Origin of the sequence: Pseudomonas qingdaonensis, assembly GCF_018398475.1 — a bacterium.
Lineage (GTDB): Bacteria > Pseudomonadota > Gammaproteobacteria > Pseudomonadales > Pseudomonadaceae > Aquipseudomonas > Aquipseudomonas palmensis.
On sequence record NZ_CP074676.1, the window covers coordinates 1,160,078 to 1,176,947 of the forward strand.

Consider the following 16,870-nt stretch of genomic DNA (forward strand, 5'->3'; position numbering starts at 1 on the left):
CCTCCAAGTTGCGAATACGGGGGGTTACAGAGTCAGGAAGCCGTCGTACAGGCCATAGGCCGCCACCAGGGCGCCAATGACTACGGCGGCGAAGATCAGCTTCTCCACGTTGGTAAAGATCGGTTGGCCCACCTCGCGCTTGGCCTTGGCGAACAGCACCACGCCAGGGGCATACAGCAGGGCCGAGAGCAGCAGGTACTTGACGCCACCGGCGTACAGCAGCCAGATGGCATAGAGCAGTGCGATACCGCCGATGATCAGGTCTTTCTTGCGTTCGGCCAGGGCCTGTTCATAGGTTTCGCTGCGCAGTGCCAGCAGGAACGCATAGGCCGCCGACCACAGGTAGGGCACCAGGATCATCGAGGTGGCGAGGTAGATCAGCGACAGGTAGGTACTGGCCGAGAACAGCGTGATGACCAGGAAGATCTGCACCATGGCGTTGGTCAGCCACAGGGCGTTGGCCGGCACGTGGTTGGCGTTCTCGCGGCGCAGGAACTCCGGCATGGTGTGGTCCTTGGCTGCGGCGAACATGATCTCGGCGCACAGCAGTACCCACGACAGCAGGGCCCCCAGCAGCGAGACGATCAGGCCGACGCTGATCAGCACCGCGCCCCAGTGACCGACCACGTGCTCGAGCACGGCGGCCATCGACGGGTTCTGCAGCTTGGCCAGTTCCGGTTGGGTCATGATGCCCAGCGACAGCACGTTCACCAGTACCAGGAACAGCAGCACGGTGATGAAGCCGATCACGGTGGCCTTGCCCACGTCGGAGCGTTTTTCGGCGCGGGCCGAGAAGATGCTGGCGCCCTCGATGCCGATGAACACCCACACGGTGACCAGCATCATGTTGCGCACCTGGTTCATCACGCTGCCCAGGTCCGGGTTCATCGTGCCCCAGATGTCGGCGGTGAAGATGTCCAGCTTGAACGCGAACAGGGCAATCAGGATGAACAGCGCCAGTGGCACGACCTTGGCCACGGTGGTGACCAGGTTGATGAACGCTGCTTCCTTGATGCCGCGCAGCACCAGAAAGTGCACTGCCCACAGCAGGATCGAGGCACCGATGATCGCCGCCGGGGTGTTGCCTTCGCCGAAGATCGGGAAGAAGTAGCCCAGGGTGCTGAACAGCAGTACGAAGTAGCCCACGTTGCCCAGCCAGGCACTGATCCAGTAGCCCCAGGCGGACGAAAAGCCCATGTAGTCGCCAAAGCCGGCCTTGGCGTAGGCGTATACGCCGCCGTCCAGGTCAGGTTTGCGATTGGCCAGGGTCTGGAACACGAAGGCCAGGGTCAGCATGCCGATGGCGGTGATGCCCCAGCCGATCAGCACGGCGCCGACATCGGCGCTGGCGGCCATGTTCTGCGGCAGCGAGAAGATACCGCCGCCGATCATGGAACCCACTACAAGTGCGACTAACGCACCCAGTCGTAGTTTTCCGGGAGTGTCTGACATTGGATAACTCCATTCCAGGAGAAGAGAGATGCCAGAATAAATCCAGCAAGCGTGACGAGAGCTGATTCAGGTCAGTTCATTGATACATTCCATTGTTGTTGAAGGACTTGAAGCGCTGCAGCCGGCGCCTCGCCGACACCCCGCAAGCCTTGTGCAATGGCACCTCCAGCCTTTTTCTAGAGCATTCGCTCTGAATGGCTGCGAGATTTGAAGCTAGTCGCTTTTACGGGTTTAGCAAATTTTTGACGAGAAAAGATCTTGTTTGCTTGATGAAGTAGATGGGGTACGCAAAACTCACTGTTTAGTTCGCCTCGGCATAGACGTACTAGTTATGAAGGTTATAGTTTTGAAGACAATCCACTATAAACGTCAGGGCTGTGCTTATATTTAGGCCTAGTGTGTAACAGCACCATGACAACGCGGGACGAAAAGGGGAACTGCATGTCCGAACCAGGACAGAAACTGCGCTTGGGTGCGCTCGTCGCGCTGGTGGTGGGCTCGATGATCGGTGGCGGTATCTTCTCGCTGCCGCAGAACATGGCCGCCCGGGCCGATGTCGGCGCCGTGCTGATCGGCTGGGGCATCACCGCCGTGGGCATGCTGGCGCTGGCGTTCGTGTTCCAGACCCTGGCCAACCGCAAGCCCGAGCTCGATTCGGGTGTATATGCCTATGCCAAGGCCGGGTTTGGCGAGTACATGGGCTTTTCGTCGGCCTGGGGCTACTGGATCAGCGCCTGGCTGGGCAACGTGGGCTACTTCGTGCTGCTGTTCAGCACCCTGGGCTTCTACTTTCCGGTGTTCGGGGAGGGCAACACGCCGATCGCCATCGCCTGCGCTTCGCTATTGCTGTGGGCGGTGCACTTTCTGGTACTGCGCGGCATCAAGGAGGCGGCGTTCATCAACCTGGTGACCACCGTGGCCAAGGTGGTGCCGCTGGTGATGTTCATCGTGATCGCGGCGGTGGCGTTTCGTGCCGATATCTTCACCCGCGACATCTGGGGGCTGAGCAACCCCAAGTTCGGCGGGGTGCTGGACCAGGTGCGCAACATGATGCTGGTGACCGTGTTCGTGTTCATCGGCATCGAGGGCGCCAGCGTGTATTCGGCCCGTGCCGAAAGGCGTTCGGACGTGGGCAAGGCCACGGTGATCGGCTTTCTCGGGGTGCTGGCGCTGCTGGTGCTGGTCAACGTGCTGTCGCTGGGGGTGATGACCCAGCCGGAGCTTGCCGGCTTGCAGAACCCGTCACTGGCCTCGGTGATGGAGCATATCGTCGGGCCCTGGGGCGGGCTGCTGATCAGCCTGGGGCTGGCGGTGTCGCTGCTGGGGGCGCTGCTGTCGTGGGCGTTGCTGTGTGCCGAGATCCTGTTCGCCACCGCCCGCGACAAGACCATGCCGCGGTTTCTGACCCGCGAGAATGCCAACCATGTGCCGGTCAATGCGCTGTGGATGACCAACTGCATGATCCAGCTGTTCCTGCTGATCACGCTGTTCTCTGCGGGCACCTACACCAGCCTGATCTACCTGGCGTCATCGATGATCCTGGTGCCGTACCTGTGGTCGGCGGCCTATGCGTTTCTGCTGGCACTGCGCGGGGAAACCTATGAGCGCCACCCCGGGGCGCGGCGCAAGGACCTGCTGGTGGCCGGGGTGGCGCTGGTGTATGCGATCTGGCTGCTTTACGCCGGGGGGCTGAAGTACCTGCTGCTGTCGGCGCTGCTGTACGCGCCGGGGGTGATCCTGTTCTACCGCGCCAAGCACGAGCAGGGGCAGCCGCTGTTCACTGGGTGGGAGAAGCTGATTTTCGCGGCGGTGCTGGTGGGGGCGGGGGTGGCGGCGTATGCGTTGTATGCGGGGTGGTTGACGCTTTAGAGCGGTGTCGAGGTGTTCGCCGGCAAGGCCGGCTCCTACAGGTTGGTGCGACCTTCTGTAGGAGCCGGCCTTGCCGGCGAAGAGCCTCTGGCGGTCACCAGCGAGGCTCGGCCGACCCCAGCTCGCAAGCCCCCCGCGCCCATACCAGCGGCGCGCCTTGCACCTGCAACGGCGCCTGCAGGCGCCTGGCCGGCCCCCACGGCGTCTGCTCCACGGCCGGGGCCAGGTCTGCCTCGGTTTCGCCGGCCAACGGCAAGTCCTCGATCACCGTGCCCTGGTCCACCAGCAGCTTGGCCGTGCGCGCCAGCGACAGACGCGCCGAGCCGCCACAGCCGCTGCGCAGCCGCTCATCCAGTGCACGGATCGCGGCAGCCGCCATCAGGTAGCCGGTGGCATGGTCCAGGGCCTGCACCGGCAACGGCACCGGCCGCTCGCCCTGACGCCAGCGCATGCCCTCGCGAGCGATCCCGCTGCTCATCTGCACCAGGCTGTCGAAGCCGCGACGATGCTGCCACGGGCCGCTCCAGCCATAGGCATTGAGGCTGACATCGATCAGCCCGGGGTTGAGCCTGCGCCGTTGTTCGGCGCCATAGCCGAGGCGCTCCAGCGCGTCGGCGCGGTAGCCGTGCAGGAGGATATCGGCACCTGCCAGCAGGCCTTCGAACACGGCGCGGTCCTCTGCAGCATGCAGGTCCAGGCGCGCGCAGCGCTTGCCCAAGGTCACCTCGGCCACCACCGAGGGCTCCTCCCAGCCCGGCGGATCGATGCGCAACACGTCGGCACCGAACCCCGCCAGCAGGCGGCTGGCAACGGGCCCGGCAAGAATGCGCGTCAGGTCCAGCACGCGTACCCCCTTGAGCGGCTGCGCCGCGGTGCCGGTCCAGCCCTTGAGTTCGCCAGCCGGCCCAGCCTTGCGATCGATCAGCGGCTCGGCATTGACCGCCATGCCCTGCGGGTGCGCCGACCATTGCTGCCAGCTGCGCATCTGCGCGGCACATCCGCCCGCAGCCACCACGGCAGTTTCCAGCGCCTCTGCCTCCCACTCGACAACCCGCCGGGCCATCTGATCGCGGTCGTGTACCGCTCCCAGCACCCGTTCGGCAGCGGCGCGGTGATGCGCGGCATTGGTGTGCAGGCGGATCCAGCCATCGCGGGTCGGGTAATCGCCTGCCACGGCGTCCCACAGCGGCGGCAGGCTCCAGCCCTGGGGGCGAATGCTGGTGGCGAACCACAGGGAGCTCAGACGTCGGTCCACCTGCACCCCGGGGCGCGTGCCGGTCTGGCCGGCGAGCAGGTCGGCGATGGCCAGGCCCGTGGCGGCAATGCTGGCACTGGCCAGTTCGGTGACTTCGAAGGTCGATGGCAGGGCTCCTGCAGTGTGCAGGTGCAGGTGCTCAAGCGCATCCTGGGCTAACCCCAGGGCGCTGACGATGCTGTTGAGAACATGACTCATGGTTGGCCCTCCCGTTGGTGGGCCATTGCAGACCATCAGGGCTGATTGGTCAAATGCGGGGCGGCAGGCACGCGCTCGGGGCGCGACCAGATCCACAGGTTGCCCAGGGCCATGCCGCCGATGGCGAGCCCTACCGGCCAGCGCAGGCCGATGAACACCAGCATCAGGCCGGCGCACAGCAGCATGCTGAGCGTGGCGCTGACCTTGGCCCGGCGCTGAATCACCTTGCCGTTGCGCCAGTTGTGCAGGATCGGCCCGAACAACCGGTGGTTTTCCAACCAGGCGCTCAGGCGCGGCGAGCTGCGCGTGGCAGCCCAGGCCGCGAGCAGGATGAACTCGGTGGTCGGCAGGCCGGGGATCACGATGGCCACCAGGCCGATGCCCAGGCTTACATAGGCAAGCAGGCCGAACAGCACGCGGGACAGCTTGGAGGTGGATGGGCGGGTCATGGGGTCCATTGACTGCACAGGTGAGGGCCGGCTGCCAGCGCGGCTGGCCGGCCCGGCACGCATCAGGCCAGCTCGGCCTTGGGCGCGGTGGCGTAGGCGTGTTTGAGCAACTCGGTAAAACGTTCGAACGCAGCCACGGCGCCTTGTTCAGCGGCCGCTTCTTCTTCGGCGCTGAGCTCCAGACCGTCGAGGATGCGGGTGAACTGCTTCCAGCCCTCGGCGCGACCACCGGCCGGCTCGCCCAGGTGACGGGCACCGAAGCTGTCCGACAGGCCCAGGCCGACGGCGCGCTTGATCAGGAACGCGGCGCCGAGTTTGGAGCCTTCGGAGACGAATATCCAGCCCATGGCGGCGCCCAGGCTCGGGTTGTGCACGGCGCCGGGGAAGGCGGCCGGTACTGCGGTGTCGAGGTCGGCGAGGTCGAGGCGGGCCTGTTCGGCGCGGCAGCGCTCGGCCAGGTCGGGCACGATGGCGATCAGTTGCGGGTCGTTGTACAGCGCCTGGAGTTCGGACTGGAACAGGTACTGGGCGACCACGAAACGGGCGAAGCTTTCGCGGGTGTCGAAGGGGGCATGGGACTTGACCAGCGCATCGAGCTCGCTGTGCGGCGCATGGGTGAGCTGGTTGAGGCGCTGCGAGCGCAGGGCAGGGCGTTCGGCGGTTGCGGTCATGGGGCATCCTTGGGAAATGGTGAGCGGGTGACTAGACGTTAGTAACTAGACGAATGAGGGGCGTGGAAATAGTAAAAAAGGTTGCGGGCCATTCGCCGGCAGGCCAGCTCCCTGTGGGAGCCGGCCTTGCCGGCGTAGCGTCTAGATATCCCACACCAGGTTGATGGCGAAGTTGCGCCCCGGTGCGGTCAGGCGGTCCAGATTGGCCGGCTGGGTAACCGCCGCTTCACCCAGGCCATCCTTGCCCACGGTGGCGTAGCTGCGCACGTCATCCCATTGCCAGTACTTCTTGTCGGCAAGGTTGTACACCCCGGCATTGATGGTGATGTCGTCTGTAACCTTGTAGAACCCGCTCAGATCCAGCGTGCCGTAGCCCGGGGTGCGGAAGCGGCCGCTGCTGCCGTCGGGGGCGAAGAAGTTGGTGTCATCGACGCGGTTCTTGCGCTTGACCACGGTCCAACTGAGCAGGGTGCCGTAGTCGCGTTGTTCGTAGCCCAGGCCGAACACCCCGGTCAGCGGGTTGACGCTGTTGAGCGGTTGGCCGGTGTCGTCGTTGCGGCCATTGGCATAGGCCAGGGAGGTCTGAGCATACAGGCCCTCTGGCGCGCCAAAAGGCGCCAGGCTCAGGCGGCCCTTGAACTCGACGCCCTTGATGGTCGCGTGCTTGATGTTGTTGGCGGCGAAGGTGTTGCCCAGGTCGGACGACTGCACGGCGTCTTCGTTGATGAAGTCGCGGTACTTGTTATAGAACACCGCCACATCGAAGTGCCCCGCATCGAAGTTGCCGCGCAGGCCGGTTTCGTAGCTTTTGCTCTTTTCCGGCTCCAGGTTCGGGTTCGGCTCCACGGTATACCCGCCTGCCAGGTTCACGAAGCGACCATACAGCGACTTGGCCGTCGGCGTGCGGAAGCCTTCAGCGTATTGCCCGTACCAGGTGTAGTTGTCGTTGAAGGCGTAGGTCACACCCAGCTTGGGCGAGACGCGGTGCCATTTCTTCTCGGCGTCATTGACGCTGTTGGCGCTGCCCAGTGCACCGAGGTACTCGTCGGTCATGTCGGGCTTGAGGCGGGTGTAGTCATAGCGTGCACCCGGCAGGAAAGTCCAGTCGTTCCAGCGGATCTCGTCCTGGGCGAACAGGCTGTATGTGTTGATGGTCGGGTCCGGGAAGTCGCTGACCTTGACCTGGGCGTCCCCAGGGCTGGCATCGCCAACGGCGCGGCAGGTACCGCCCACATTCAGACAGGTTGCCGTGCCGCTGCGCGAACCGGTGACCTTCTGCTGCTTGAGCGTGGTGCCGTAGGTCAGCAGGTGTTCGGTATCGCCAAGGCTGAAGGCTTTGTCGAGCTGGGCGTCGAGTACCCACTGACGGTCCTGGTAGAGGGTCTGGCGATCACGGAACACCTCGCGCCCTCTGGCCGCATACACCTCTTCGGTGCGCTGGTCGGTCTTGCCGATCTGGTAGTTCAGGCTCCACTTCATGTTGTCGGCCAGTAGGCTGCCCAGGGCAAATTCGTGGTTGATGGCAAATCGCTCGCGGGTGACGGTGTCGTTGCCGGTACGTACGCGGTAGGAGTTGGAGGCACCAAAGCCGGGAATGAACGGCCCACCCACTGCGCTCAGTTGGTTGGTATCGCGATCATCCTTGTAGCGCTCGTAGGTCAGGCCCAGCCGCGCGTCGTCGGCGTAGTTCCAGCCCAGCTTGGCCAGCACGTTTGTGGTGCGCGCATCCTGCGGGTTGGCCTCGGTGCGCGCCAGGCCATCGCCGCTGTGGCTGCCGTAGGACTCGGTCTCGTGGCCGTTGCGCTGGCTCAGGTGCAGCAGGCCGTCGAAATCGCCCTCGCGCCCGGCCACGGTGGCCGAGGTCAGCCAGCTCTCGTCGGCCGAGCTGTAGCCGGCCTTGAGGCGTGCACCCACGTCCTTGCCCGGCTTGATGATGTCGTCCGGGTCGAGGGTGAAGTAGCTGACCGCGCCGCCGATGGCGTTGCTGCCGTACAGCACCGAGGCCGGGCCGCGCAGGATCTCCACGCGCTTGACGATCTCGGGGTCGACGTAGTTGCGCTGGGTCTGGGCGTAGGGGCCGTAGAAGTAGCTGTCGGGGATCGACACGCCATCGATCTGGGTCAGTACGCGCTCGCCATCGATGCCGCGGATGTTGTAGCCGTTGAGGCCGCTGCGCTGGCCGACGCCGCTGACCGAGACACCTGGCTCGTAGCGCACCAGGTCCTTGATGGTGTTGACGTTGCTGCTGTCCAGCTGCTCGCGGGTCTGCACGCTCACCGTGCTTGGCACCTGGTTCACGTCCTGCGCGGTACGGGTGGCGCTGACGGTCACCTGCTGCAGGGTGATGGCATTGGAGGCGGCGCGCTCGATCACCACATTGCCGGCACTGAGCTTGCGGTAGTTCAGCTGGGTGCCGGCGAGCATCTGGCGCAGGGCCTGCTCGGGCGGCATCGAGCCGCGCACGCCTGGCGAGGCGACACCTTCGGCCAGCTCGGCGGACAACCCCACCTGCCAGCCGGTGACGGCGGTAAACGCGTTGAGCGCCGACACCAGCGGCTGCTGGGCAATGGCGAAGCGGTAGTCACCCATGCGCGGGTTGGCTGCCTGGGCGGGCTCGGCGGCCAGCGCCGGCAGGCTGCAGACGCCGCCGGCCAGCATGGCCAGGGTCAGCAGCGACAGCGTGCAACGTTGCAGGCCCGCTGTGCGGGTGGAGACGGTAGACCGGCGAGTGAAACCTCTGGACATCGAAAGCGCTCCCTGTCGCGCGAATGTTATAGGTGCGGCCGATTCAAAAATAAGAATCAGTTGCATTGGCTATAACGAGACGTGTGACCACGGGGCATCGCGTAAAAAAAGATTCCGATTCAGTTCAGAATCACCAGCGCCGGGTACTCCTGCAGGCGTGCGGAGGTGATGTGGGCCAGCGAGCGCACCGCTTCGAGGGGTTGGTCGAGGCGGTAGTTGCCGGTGACGGCGACGTTCTGCAGGCGCTCGCTGGTGTTGATGATCCAGCCCGGGTAGTAGCGCCCCAACTCGGCCAGCACCTGGCTCAGGGGGCAGTTCTCGAACACCAGCCGGCCCTCGATCCAGGCCAGGTCCTTTTGCCCGTCCAGGCGCTCGCGCTGGCTGAAACCGTTGGGGCCGAGGCTGATGCTGTCGCCGGCCGACAGGCGGATGCGCTGGTCGCTGTTGCCCAGCAGGTCGACGTCGCCGCGCTGCACCCGCACCTGTGCCTGGCCGTCGAGGTAGCGCACGGCGAAATCGGTGTCGCGCACGCTGGCGCGCAACGGCCCGGCGCGCAGCTCGAAGGGCTGCTGCCCGCCGGGGACCTGGAAGTAAGCTTCGCCCTGGTACAGCCGGGCGATGCGCTGGCGGTCGTTGATGTTGCTGGAGAACGCCGAATTGGTATTGAGCAGTACCTTGGAGCCGTCCTGCAGTTCCAGGCGCTGGCGCTCGCCGACCACGGTCAGGTGATCGGCCTGCAGGCGCATGGGCAGGTTGCCGACCGTGAACACACCCACCAGCAGCACCGCGGCGGTGGCCAGCGGCTTCCAGTGCGGGCGCAGGCGGGCCAGGCGTGAGGGGCGCTGACGTTGCTGCAGCTGCAGCGCGGCGGCGCGCACGCTGTCGCCGTGCCACAGGGCTTCGGCCTGCACGTAGGCCGGGGCATTGGCCGGGTCGGCCTCGAGCCAGGCCTCGAAGGCCCGGGTGTCTTCGGGCGTGGCGCATTGCAGGCGTATCAGCCAGTCCAGCGCCTGGTCCATGGCGCTGTCGCAGGCAGCCGGAACTGGCGGCGCAGGGCGGTCAGGGGCACTGTCGGTCACGGAGGGTCCTTGGCATGCTTGTGTATCAGGTAATGATCAAGTGTATCGGCATGTGAGGCAAGCAGGCTCAATCGCGATTGAGACGATCGGCTACGCCTACACAGATGGCCATGATCAGTTTCAGTTCCTTCTGAACCGTGCTGGCGGACACCTTCAGTTGTTCGGCGATTTCCAGATAGCTGGCGCCGTGCAATCGGCTGAGGATGAAGATGCGCTGCTGGCGGGCGCTGAGCTCGCCCAGCGAGGTGCTCAGGCGGCGCAGCAACTGCTCCGCGTGGGTGGCGTCCTCGGCGCTGCCGTGGCTGGCGGCCACGTTGTGCAGCACCGCCTCGGGCACATCGTCGAGCAGGGTGCGGGCTTGCACGCGGCGGGCGCGCAGGTGGTCCAGGGCGAGGTTGCGGGCGGTCTGGAACACGAAGGGTTCGAGGTGCTCGATGGGGCGTTCGCCCAGGGCGCGGGTGACGCGCAGGTAGGTTTCCTGAAGCAGGTCTTCGGCGGTGCTGGGGTTGTCGACCATGCGCTGCAGGGTGCGTAGCAGGGTGACCCGCTGGGCGAGGAAGACGGCGTTGAAGTGGGACTGACTCACAGCGATACCTGACCGGGATTTCAGCGAATGATAATGCTTATCATCAATGCTGTTGGTCAAGGGGGAAAAGCAGCGGCAAGCTTTTAGTGCCAGGCGGCAGGAGGAAAAGCAGGCTTGCCCCCGGCTTGCCTGCCGCCTGAAGCTTGCGGCTTGAGACTATCGCGCCTCCCATAGCGCCAGGCAGTTGTCCAGCATGCGGTTGGAAAAGCCCCATTCGTTGTCGTACCAGGCCATCACCTTGAGCATCTTGCCGGCCACCTTGGTGTGATTGGCGTCGAAGATCGACGAAAGCGGGTTGTGGTTGAAGTCGCACGACACCAGCGGCAGGGTGTTGTAACCGAGGATCTTCGAGTGCTGGCTGGCCTCTTTCATCAGCGCATTGACCTCTTCCACGCTGGCCTCGCGTGTCACGTTCAGGGTCAGGTCCACCAGCGACACGTTGATCACCGGCACCCGCACGGCCATGCCGGTCAGCTTGCCGGCCAGTTCCGGCAACACCAGGCCCACGGCCTCGGCTGCGCCGGTCTTGCTCGGGATCATCGACTGGGTGGCCGCCCGCGCCCGGTACGGGTCGCTGTGGTACACGTCGGTCAGGCTCTGGTCGTTGGTGTAGGCATGGATGGTGGTCATCAGGCCCTGTTCGATGCCCAGTTCGCGGTGCAGTACCTGCGCCACCGGCGCCAGGCAGTTGGTGGTGCACGAAGCACTGGAGATGATCTGGTGCGAGGGGCGCAGGATGTCGTGGTTGACCCCGTACACCACCGTTGCGTCCACGCCCTTGCCGGGGGCCGAGATGATGACTTTGCGTGCCCCGGCAGTAAGATGGGCCGCGGCCCGGGTGCGCTCGGTGAACAGGCCCGTGCATTCGAACACCACGTCCACACCCAGCGCCTGCCACGGCAGCTCGGCGGGGTTGCGAATCGCGCTGACGGCAATTCGGTCGCCGTTGACCGTGATGCTCTCGCCATCGCTGTGAACCTGTGCATCGAATGCCCCGTGCACGCTGTCGTACTTGAGCAGGTGCGCATTGATCGAGCTGTCGCCCAGGTCGTTGATGGCGACGACCTGCAGGTCCTGACGGTAGCCTTGGGTATACAGTGCGCGAAGAATGTTGCGGCCGATGCGGCCAAAACCATTGATTGCGATACGTAATGTCATGGAGCTACCTCTGGCAGACTGTCTGAGCCCCGGAAAGAGCCTGAATCTGATTTTGTTGTTGGAATTACAAGATTATTCGTAAAAAAATAGAAAACAAGCCTTTTTGCTGGCAGTATTTTGTTCAATCTACAACGAGTGACCGGCCAAGCCGTTACCCATCGACATTCGCGCCCCTGCCTTGAGCCTAGGTCGCAATCGTTTGTAAGGGAAACCGCCGCAGAGGTTGCTGCCCCTTAGCCTGGAGTCCAGTACATGCATCCGCGCATTCTTGAGGTCACCGAACGGCTGATCGCCCGTAGCCGTCCTACACGCGAGCGCTACCTTCAGTTGATTCGCGGGGCGGCCAGCGACGGCCCGATGCGCGCCAAGCTGCAATGCGCCAACTTCGCCCATGGCGTGGCCGGCTGCGGCAGCGACGACAAGCACAGCCTGCGCATGATGAACGCGGCCAACGTCGCCATCGTCTCGGCCTACAACGACATGCTCTCGGCGCACCAGCCCTACGAGCACTTCCCCCAGCAGATCAAGCAGGCGCTGCGCGAAATCGGCTCGGTGGGCCAGTTTGCCGGCGGGGTGCCGGCCATGTGCGACGGCGTCACCCAGGGTGAACCGGGCATGGAGCTGGGCATCGCCAGCCGTGAAGTGATCGCCATGTCCACCGCGATTGCGCTGTCGCACAACATGTTCGACGCGGCGCTGCTGCTGGGTATCTGCGACAAGATCGTGCCGGGCCTGTTGATGGGGGCGCTGCGCTTTGGCCATCTGCCCCAGCTGTTCGTGCCGGGCGGGCCGATGCCCTCGGGTATCTCCAACAAGGAAAAGGCCGACGTGCGCCAGCGCTACGCCGAGGGCAAGGCCAGTCGCGAAGAGCTGCTGGAGTCGGAAATGAAGTCCTACCACAGCCCCGGTACCTGCACCTTCTACGGCACGGCCAATACCAACCAGTTGCTGATGGAAGTGATGGGCCTGCACCTGCCCGGTGCCTCGTTCGTCAACCCGTACACGCCGCTGCGCGATGCGCTCACCGTAGAGGCCGCGCAGCAGGTCACGCGCCTGACCAGGGCCAGTGGCAACTTCATGCCGCTGGGCGAGATCGTCGACGAGAAGTCGCTGGTCAACTCCATCGTCGCGCTGCACGCCACCGGCGGCTCCACCAACCATACCCTGCACATGCCGGCGATTGCCCAGGCGGCCGGCATCCAGCTGACCTGGCAGGACATGGCCGACCTGTCCGAGGTGGTGCCAACGCTGTCGCACGTGTACCCCAACGGCAAGGCCGACATCAACCACTTCCAGGCGGCGGGCGGCATGGCCTTCCTGATCCGCGAGCTGCTCGATGCCGGGTTGCTGCACGAGGACGTGAACACCGTGGCCGGCCCCGGCCTGCGCCGTTATACCCAGGAGCCGTTCCTGGACAACGGCAGGCTGGTGTGGCGCGAAGGCCCCGAGGCCAGCCTTGACGAAAGCATCCTGCGTCCGGTGGCCAACCCGTTCTCCGCCGAGGGCGGCCTGCGGGTGATGCAAGGCAACCTTGGCCGTGGGGTGATGAAGGTGTCTGCGGTGGCGGCCGAGCACCAGGTGGTCGAAGCCCCGGCGCGGGTGTTCCACGATCAGCAGGAACTGGCCGATGCATTCAAGGCCGGCGAGCTGGAGCGCGATTTCGTCGCCGTGGTGCGCTTCCAGGGCCCGCGCTGCAACGGCATGCCCGAACTGCACAAGATGACCCCGTTCCTGGGTGTGCTGCAGGACCGCGGCTTCAAGGTCGCGTTGGTAACCGACGGGCGCATGTCGGGGGCTTCGGGCAAGATTCCGGCGGCCATTCATGTGTGCCCGGAAGCGTTCGATGGCGGCCCGCTGGCGCGGGTGCGCGATGGCGACATCGTGCGCGTGGACGGCGTGGCCGGCACCTTGCAGGTGCGCGTCGAGCCGGCCGAACTGGCCGCTCGCGAGCTGCCGGCAGCGCCGCTGGGCAATGACCTGGGCTGCGGGCGCGAGCTGTTCGGCTTCCTGCGCGTGGCGCTGAGCTCGGCCGAGCAGGGCGCCAGCGCCTTCACCTCGGCCCTGGAGAACTTCAAATGAAGGTCGCGCTGGTCGGTGACATAGGCGGCACCAATGCCCGCTTCGCGTTGTGGCGCGACAACGCGCTGCACGCGGTGCAGGTGTTCCCCACGGCTGACTACACCAGCCCCGAGCAGGCCATCGGCGTGTACCTGGCCGCGCAGGGCCTGGCCAAGGGCGAGGTGGCGGCGGTGTGCCTGGCGGTGGCCGGGCCGGTCAGCGGCGATGAATTTCGTTTCACCAACAGCCATTGGCGCCTGAGCCGCAAGGCATTCTGCGCCAACCTGCAGGTCGAGCACCTGCTGCTGATCAACGACTTCACCGCCATGGCGCTGGGCATGACCCGCCTGCAGCCGGATGAAGTGCGCAATGTGTGCGCCGGCACCCCGGACACCACCCGTCCGGCGGTGGTGATCGGGCCGGGTACCGGCCTGGGTGTCGGGACCTTGCTTGGCCTGGGCGAGCAGCGCTGGCTGGCGCTGCCGGGTGAGGGCGGGCATGTCGACCTGCCGGTGGGCAGTGCGCGCGAGGCTGCGATTCGCCAGGCGATCGCGCTGGACACCGGCCACGTCAGCGCCGAAACCGTGCTCAGTGGCGGCGGGCTGCTGCGCCTGTACCACGCCATCTGTGCACTGGACGGGCATGCCCCCACGCTGGGCACGCCGGCCCAGATCACCGACGCGGCGTTGCACGACGACCCGGTGGCGCTGGAGGTGATCGAGCAGTTCTGCCGTTTTCTGGGGCGGGTGGCCGGCAACAATGTGCTGACCCTGGGCGGGCGTGGCGGGGTGTTCATCGTAGGCGGGGTGATTCCGCGCTTTGCCGAGCTGTTCCTGCGCAGCGGCTTTGCCGCGAGTTTTGCCGACAAGGGCTGCATGAGCGCCTACCTTGAAGGGGTGCCGGTGTGGCTGGTGACGGCGGAGTATTCCGGGTTGGAAGGGGCGGGAGTGGCGTTGCAGCAGGCACTGGCCCAGCACGCCTGAGTTGGAGTGACTGGCCGGTCCCTGTCGCGGGTCAAGCCCGCTCCCACCAGGTTCGATGCCGTACCTGTGGGAGCGGGCTTGACCCGCGATGGGGCCGCCAAGGAATGCACTGACAAGGACAACAACCGTGACCAAGTCGATTCTGCTGGTCGATGACGACCAGGACATCCGTGAACTGCTGCAGGCCTACCTGAGCAAATGCGGCTTCCAGGTGCAGGCCCAGGCCGATGGCCAGGGTTTTCGCCAGGCCCTGGACACACACGGCGCCGACCTGGTGATCCTCGATGTGATGCTGCCCGACGAAGACGGTTTCAGCCTGTGCCGCTGGGTGCGACAGCATCCGCGTCAGGCGCGGGTGCCGATCATCATGCTCACCGCCAGTTCCGACGAAACCGATCGCGTCATCGGCCTGGAACTGGGCGCCGACGATTACCTGGGCAAACCCTTCAGCCCCCGCGAGCTACAAGCCCGCATCAAGGCCCTGCTGCGCCGCGCCGGCTTCATGCATGAACGCCCCGGCGGTGACGTGCTGACCTTCGACGAGTGGCGCCTGGATACGGTCAGCCACCGCCTGTTCCACCGCGACGGCGAAGAGGTGATCCTGTCTGGCGCCGATTTCGCCCTGCTCAAGCTGTTCCTCGACCACCCGCAACAGATCCTCGACCGCGACACCATCGGCAATGCCACCCGTGGTCGCGAGCCGATGCCGCTGGACCGTATCGTCGACATGGCGGTCAGCCGCCTGCGCCAGCGCCTGCGCGATACCGAAAAACCTCCGCGACTGATCCGCACCGTGCGCGGCAGCGGCTACCTGCTGGCGGCCAGTGTTGCGCCCGCGCACTGAGCGGCGCTGGCGTCTGCCGCTGCCACGCTCGCTGCTGGGGCGCATGCTGCTGCTGACCCTGCTGGTGGTGACGGCGGCCCAGGGGTTGTCCAGCGTGATCTGGGTGTCGCAGTTGCGCGCCAGCCAGCTCGAAGGGCTGCTGGCCAGCGCGCGCAGCCTGGCGCATTCGATGACCGCCAGCGTCAGTTACTTTCGTTCGCTGCCGCTGGCCTACCGGCCGCTGGTGCTGGACCAGCTGCGCAGCATGGGGGGCACGCGCTTCGTGGTGTCGCTCAACGACCGGCCGCTGGACATGCAGGTGCTGCCGGTGACCCCGCGCAAGCAGGCGGTGATCGAGGCGTTCGAGCAGGTACTGCACGAGCGCCTGGGCGAGCAGATGGAAATCTCGGTGGAGTTCGTCGGCCCCGAGCAACTGCGTCTGTTCAACAGCGGGCTCAAGCTCGATGAACTGCCGCGCTCCTGGGCGCACTACTCGCTGACCCTGGAGCCGGTCAACCCGCCGGTGCTGGTGACCCAGATCCGCCTGGGCGAGGGCGAATGGCTGTACATCGCCTCGCTGCTGCCCGAGCCCTACACCAGCCTCGAGGCCGAGGGCCTGCCGCGCCAGCAGGTGGGGTTCATCGCACTGACCAGTTTCTTTCTGCTGCTGTTCATCGGCCTGCTGGTGCATTGGCAGACCCGTCCGCTCAAGCGCCTGGCACGCGCGGCGCGGGAGCTGTCGCTGGGCGCCGACGCGCCGCCGGAGGTGGAGGGCGGCGGCAGCGAAGTGGTGGAGGTGGGGCGCGCCTTCAATGCCATGCGCGAACGCATCAGCCGCTACCTGACCGAGCGCAGCCAATTGTTCAGCGCGATCTCCCACGACCTGCGCACGCCGATCACGCGCCTGCGCCTGCGCGTCGAGCTGCTGGAGGATGAACAGCTGCAACACAAGTTCGGCCGTGACCTGGACGAGCTGGAGCTGCTGGTCAAGGGCGCCCTGCAGTGCGTGAAGGACACCGACATCCACGAGAACATCGAACCCATCGACCTCAACCAGGTGCTCGACTGCCTGGTGGAACCCTACCTGGCCAGTGCGCGCGTCACCGTGCAGGGCAGGGCGCTGGCGGCGTATCCGGGCAAGCCGCTGGCGCTCAAGCGCTGCATCGGCAACCTGATCGACAACGCGCTCAAGTACGGCGAGCGTGCGCACCTGCGCATCATCGACAGTGCCACCGGCTTCGTGCTGCAGGTGGACGACGAGGGCCCCGGCGTGCCGGAGCAGCGCCAGGAACAGGTGTTCGAGCCACATGTGCGCCTGGCCGGCCAGCAGCAGGGCTACGGGCTGGGGCTGGGCATTGCGCGCAACATCGCCCACAGCCACGGCGGCGAGGTGAGCCTGCGCAACCTGCGCGAAGGCGGCCTGCGGGTCACCCTGAGCCTGCCGCGCAGTGCGGGCCAGCGGGTGAATGTCACAGGTCGGTGACATTCGCGCATCCCTTCGTTACTTCTGCCGCCCCAGGGGGTGGCTAGACTTCGATTCACGC

13 protein-coding genes are annotated in these 16,870 nt (G+C 65.6%); 5 read left to right on the forward strand and 8 right to left on the reverse strand.

Features of this window, described 5'->3' with window-relative positions; genetic code table 11:
- Window positions 1-24 precede the first annotated feature (24 nt).
- Window positions 25-1,452: an arginine-ornithine antiporter gene (gene arcD / locus KH389_RS05235; RefSeq protein WP_054915088.1), complete on the reverse strand. Its 1,428-nt coding sequence runs from the start codon at window positions 1,450-1,452 to the stop codon at window positions 25-27.
- Window positions 1,453-1,893: 441 nt separating this feature from the next.
- Here arcD (KH389_RS05235) and arcD (KH389_RS05240) point away from each other — a divergent pair, with 441 nt between their 5' ends.
- The gene (arcD, locus tag KH389_RS05240; protein ID WP_054915087.1) at window positions 1,894-3,321 is read left to right on the forward strand and encodes an arginine-ornithine antiporter; all 1,428 of its coding nucleotides are present in this window, start codon (window positions 1,894-1,896) and stop codon (window positions 3,319-3,321) included.
- 94 nt (window positions 3,322-3,415) lie between these two features.
- On the opposite strand, the gene KH389_RS05245 is transcribed toward arcD (KH389_RS05240), so the two are convergent.
- From KH389_RS05245 to gap, 7 genes are all read right to left on the reverse strand, one after another.
- A complete protein-coding gene (locus tag KH389_RS05245) occupies window positions 3,416-4,774 on the reverse strand; it encodes a CoA transferase (RefSeq protein WP_043860377.1) in 1,359 nt (452 codons plus the stop codon).
- Window positions 4,775-4,809: 35 nt separating this feature from the next.
- A complete protein-coding gene (locus KH389_RS05250; RefSeq protein ID WP_043860378.1) occupies window positions 4,810-5,223 on the reverse strand; it encodes a YbaN family protein in 414 nt (137 codons plus the stop codon).
- 62 nt (window positions 5,224-5,285) lie between these two features.
- Window positions 5,286-5,894: a biliverdin-producing heme oxygenase gene (locus KH389_RS05255; RefSeq protein ID WP_043860379.1), complete on the reverse strand. Its 609-nt coding sequence runs from the start codon at window positions 5,892-5,894 to the stop codon at window positions 5,286-5,288.
- A gap of 141 nt (window positions 5,895-6,035) precedes the next feature.
- Window positions 6,036-8,639, reverse strand: a complete 2,604-nt coding sequence (locus KH389_RS05260) for a TonB-dependent receptor (protein WP_116052969.1) — start codon at window positions 8,637-8,639, stop codon at window positions 6,036-6,038.
- A 119-nt stretch (window positions 8,640-8,758) separates the two neighbouring features.
- Window positions 8,759-9,718, reverse strand: coding sequence for a FecR family protein (locus KH389_RS05265; RefSeq protein ID WP_213606992.1), 960 nt, complete (start codon window positions 9,716-9,718; stop codon window positions 8,759-8,761).
- 67 nt (window positions 9,719-9,785) lie between these two features.
- Complete coding sequence (locus tag KH389_RS05270; RefSeq protein WP_043860382.1) at window positions 9,786-10,304, reverse strand: RNA polymerase sigma factor; 519 nt, start codon at window positions 10,302-10,304, stop codon at window positions 9,786-9,788.
- A gap of 156 nt (window positions 10,305-10,460) precedes the next feature.
- Window positions 10,461-11,462 (reverse strand): type I glyceraldehyde-3-phosphate dehydrogenase, encoded by a 1,002-nt coding sequence (gap, locus tag KH389_RS05275; RefSeq protein WP_043860383.1) that lies wholly within the window; start codon window positions 11,460-11,462, stop codon window positions 10,461-10,463.
- A 252-nt stretch (window positions 11,463-11,714) separates the two neighbouring features.
- Here gap and edd point away from each other — a divergent pair, with 252 nt between their 5' ends.
- The 4 genes from edd to KH389_RS05295 all read left to right on the forward strand — a co-directional run bounded on the left by edd (window position 11,715) and on the right by KH389_RS05295 (window position 16,809).
- The gene (gene edd, locus KH389_RS05280) at window positions 11,715-13,541 is read left to right on the forward strand and encodes a phosphogluconate dehydratase (protein WP_043860384.1); all 1,827 of its coding nucleotides are present in this window, start codon (window positions 11,715-11,717) and stop codon (window positions 13,539-13,541) included.
- Window positions 13,538-14,503: a glucokinase gene (locus KH389_RS05285; protein ID WP_088514582.1), complete on the forward strand. Its 966-nt coding sequence runs from the start codon at window positions 13,538-13,540 to the stop codon at window positions 14,501-14,503. The genes edd and KH389_RS05285 overlap by 4 nt, the downstream gene beginning before the upstream one ends.
- A gap of 88 nt (window positions 14,504-14,591) precedes the next feature.
- Window positions 14,592-15,347, forward strand: a complete 756-nt coding sequence (locus KH389_RS05290) for a response regulator (RefSeq protein WP_054915080.1) — start codon at window positions 14,592-14,594, stop codon at window positions 15,345-15,347.
- A 19-nt stretch (window positions 15,348-15,366) separates the two neighbouring features.
- The gene (locus KH389_RS05295; RefSeq protein ID WP_196933097.1) at window positions 15,367-16,809 is read left to right on the forward strand and encodes an ATP-binding protein; all 1,443 of its coding nucleotides are present in this window, start codon (window positions 15,367-15,369) and stop codon (window positions 16,807-16,809) included.
- The last annotated feature ends 61 nt before the right edge of the window (window positions 16,810-16,870 follow it).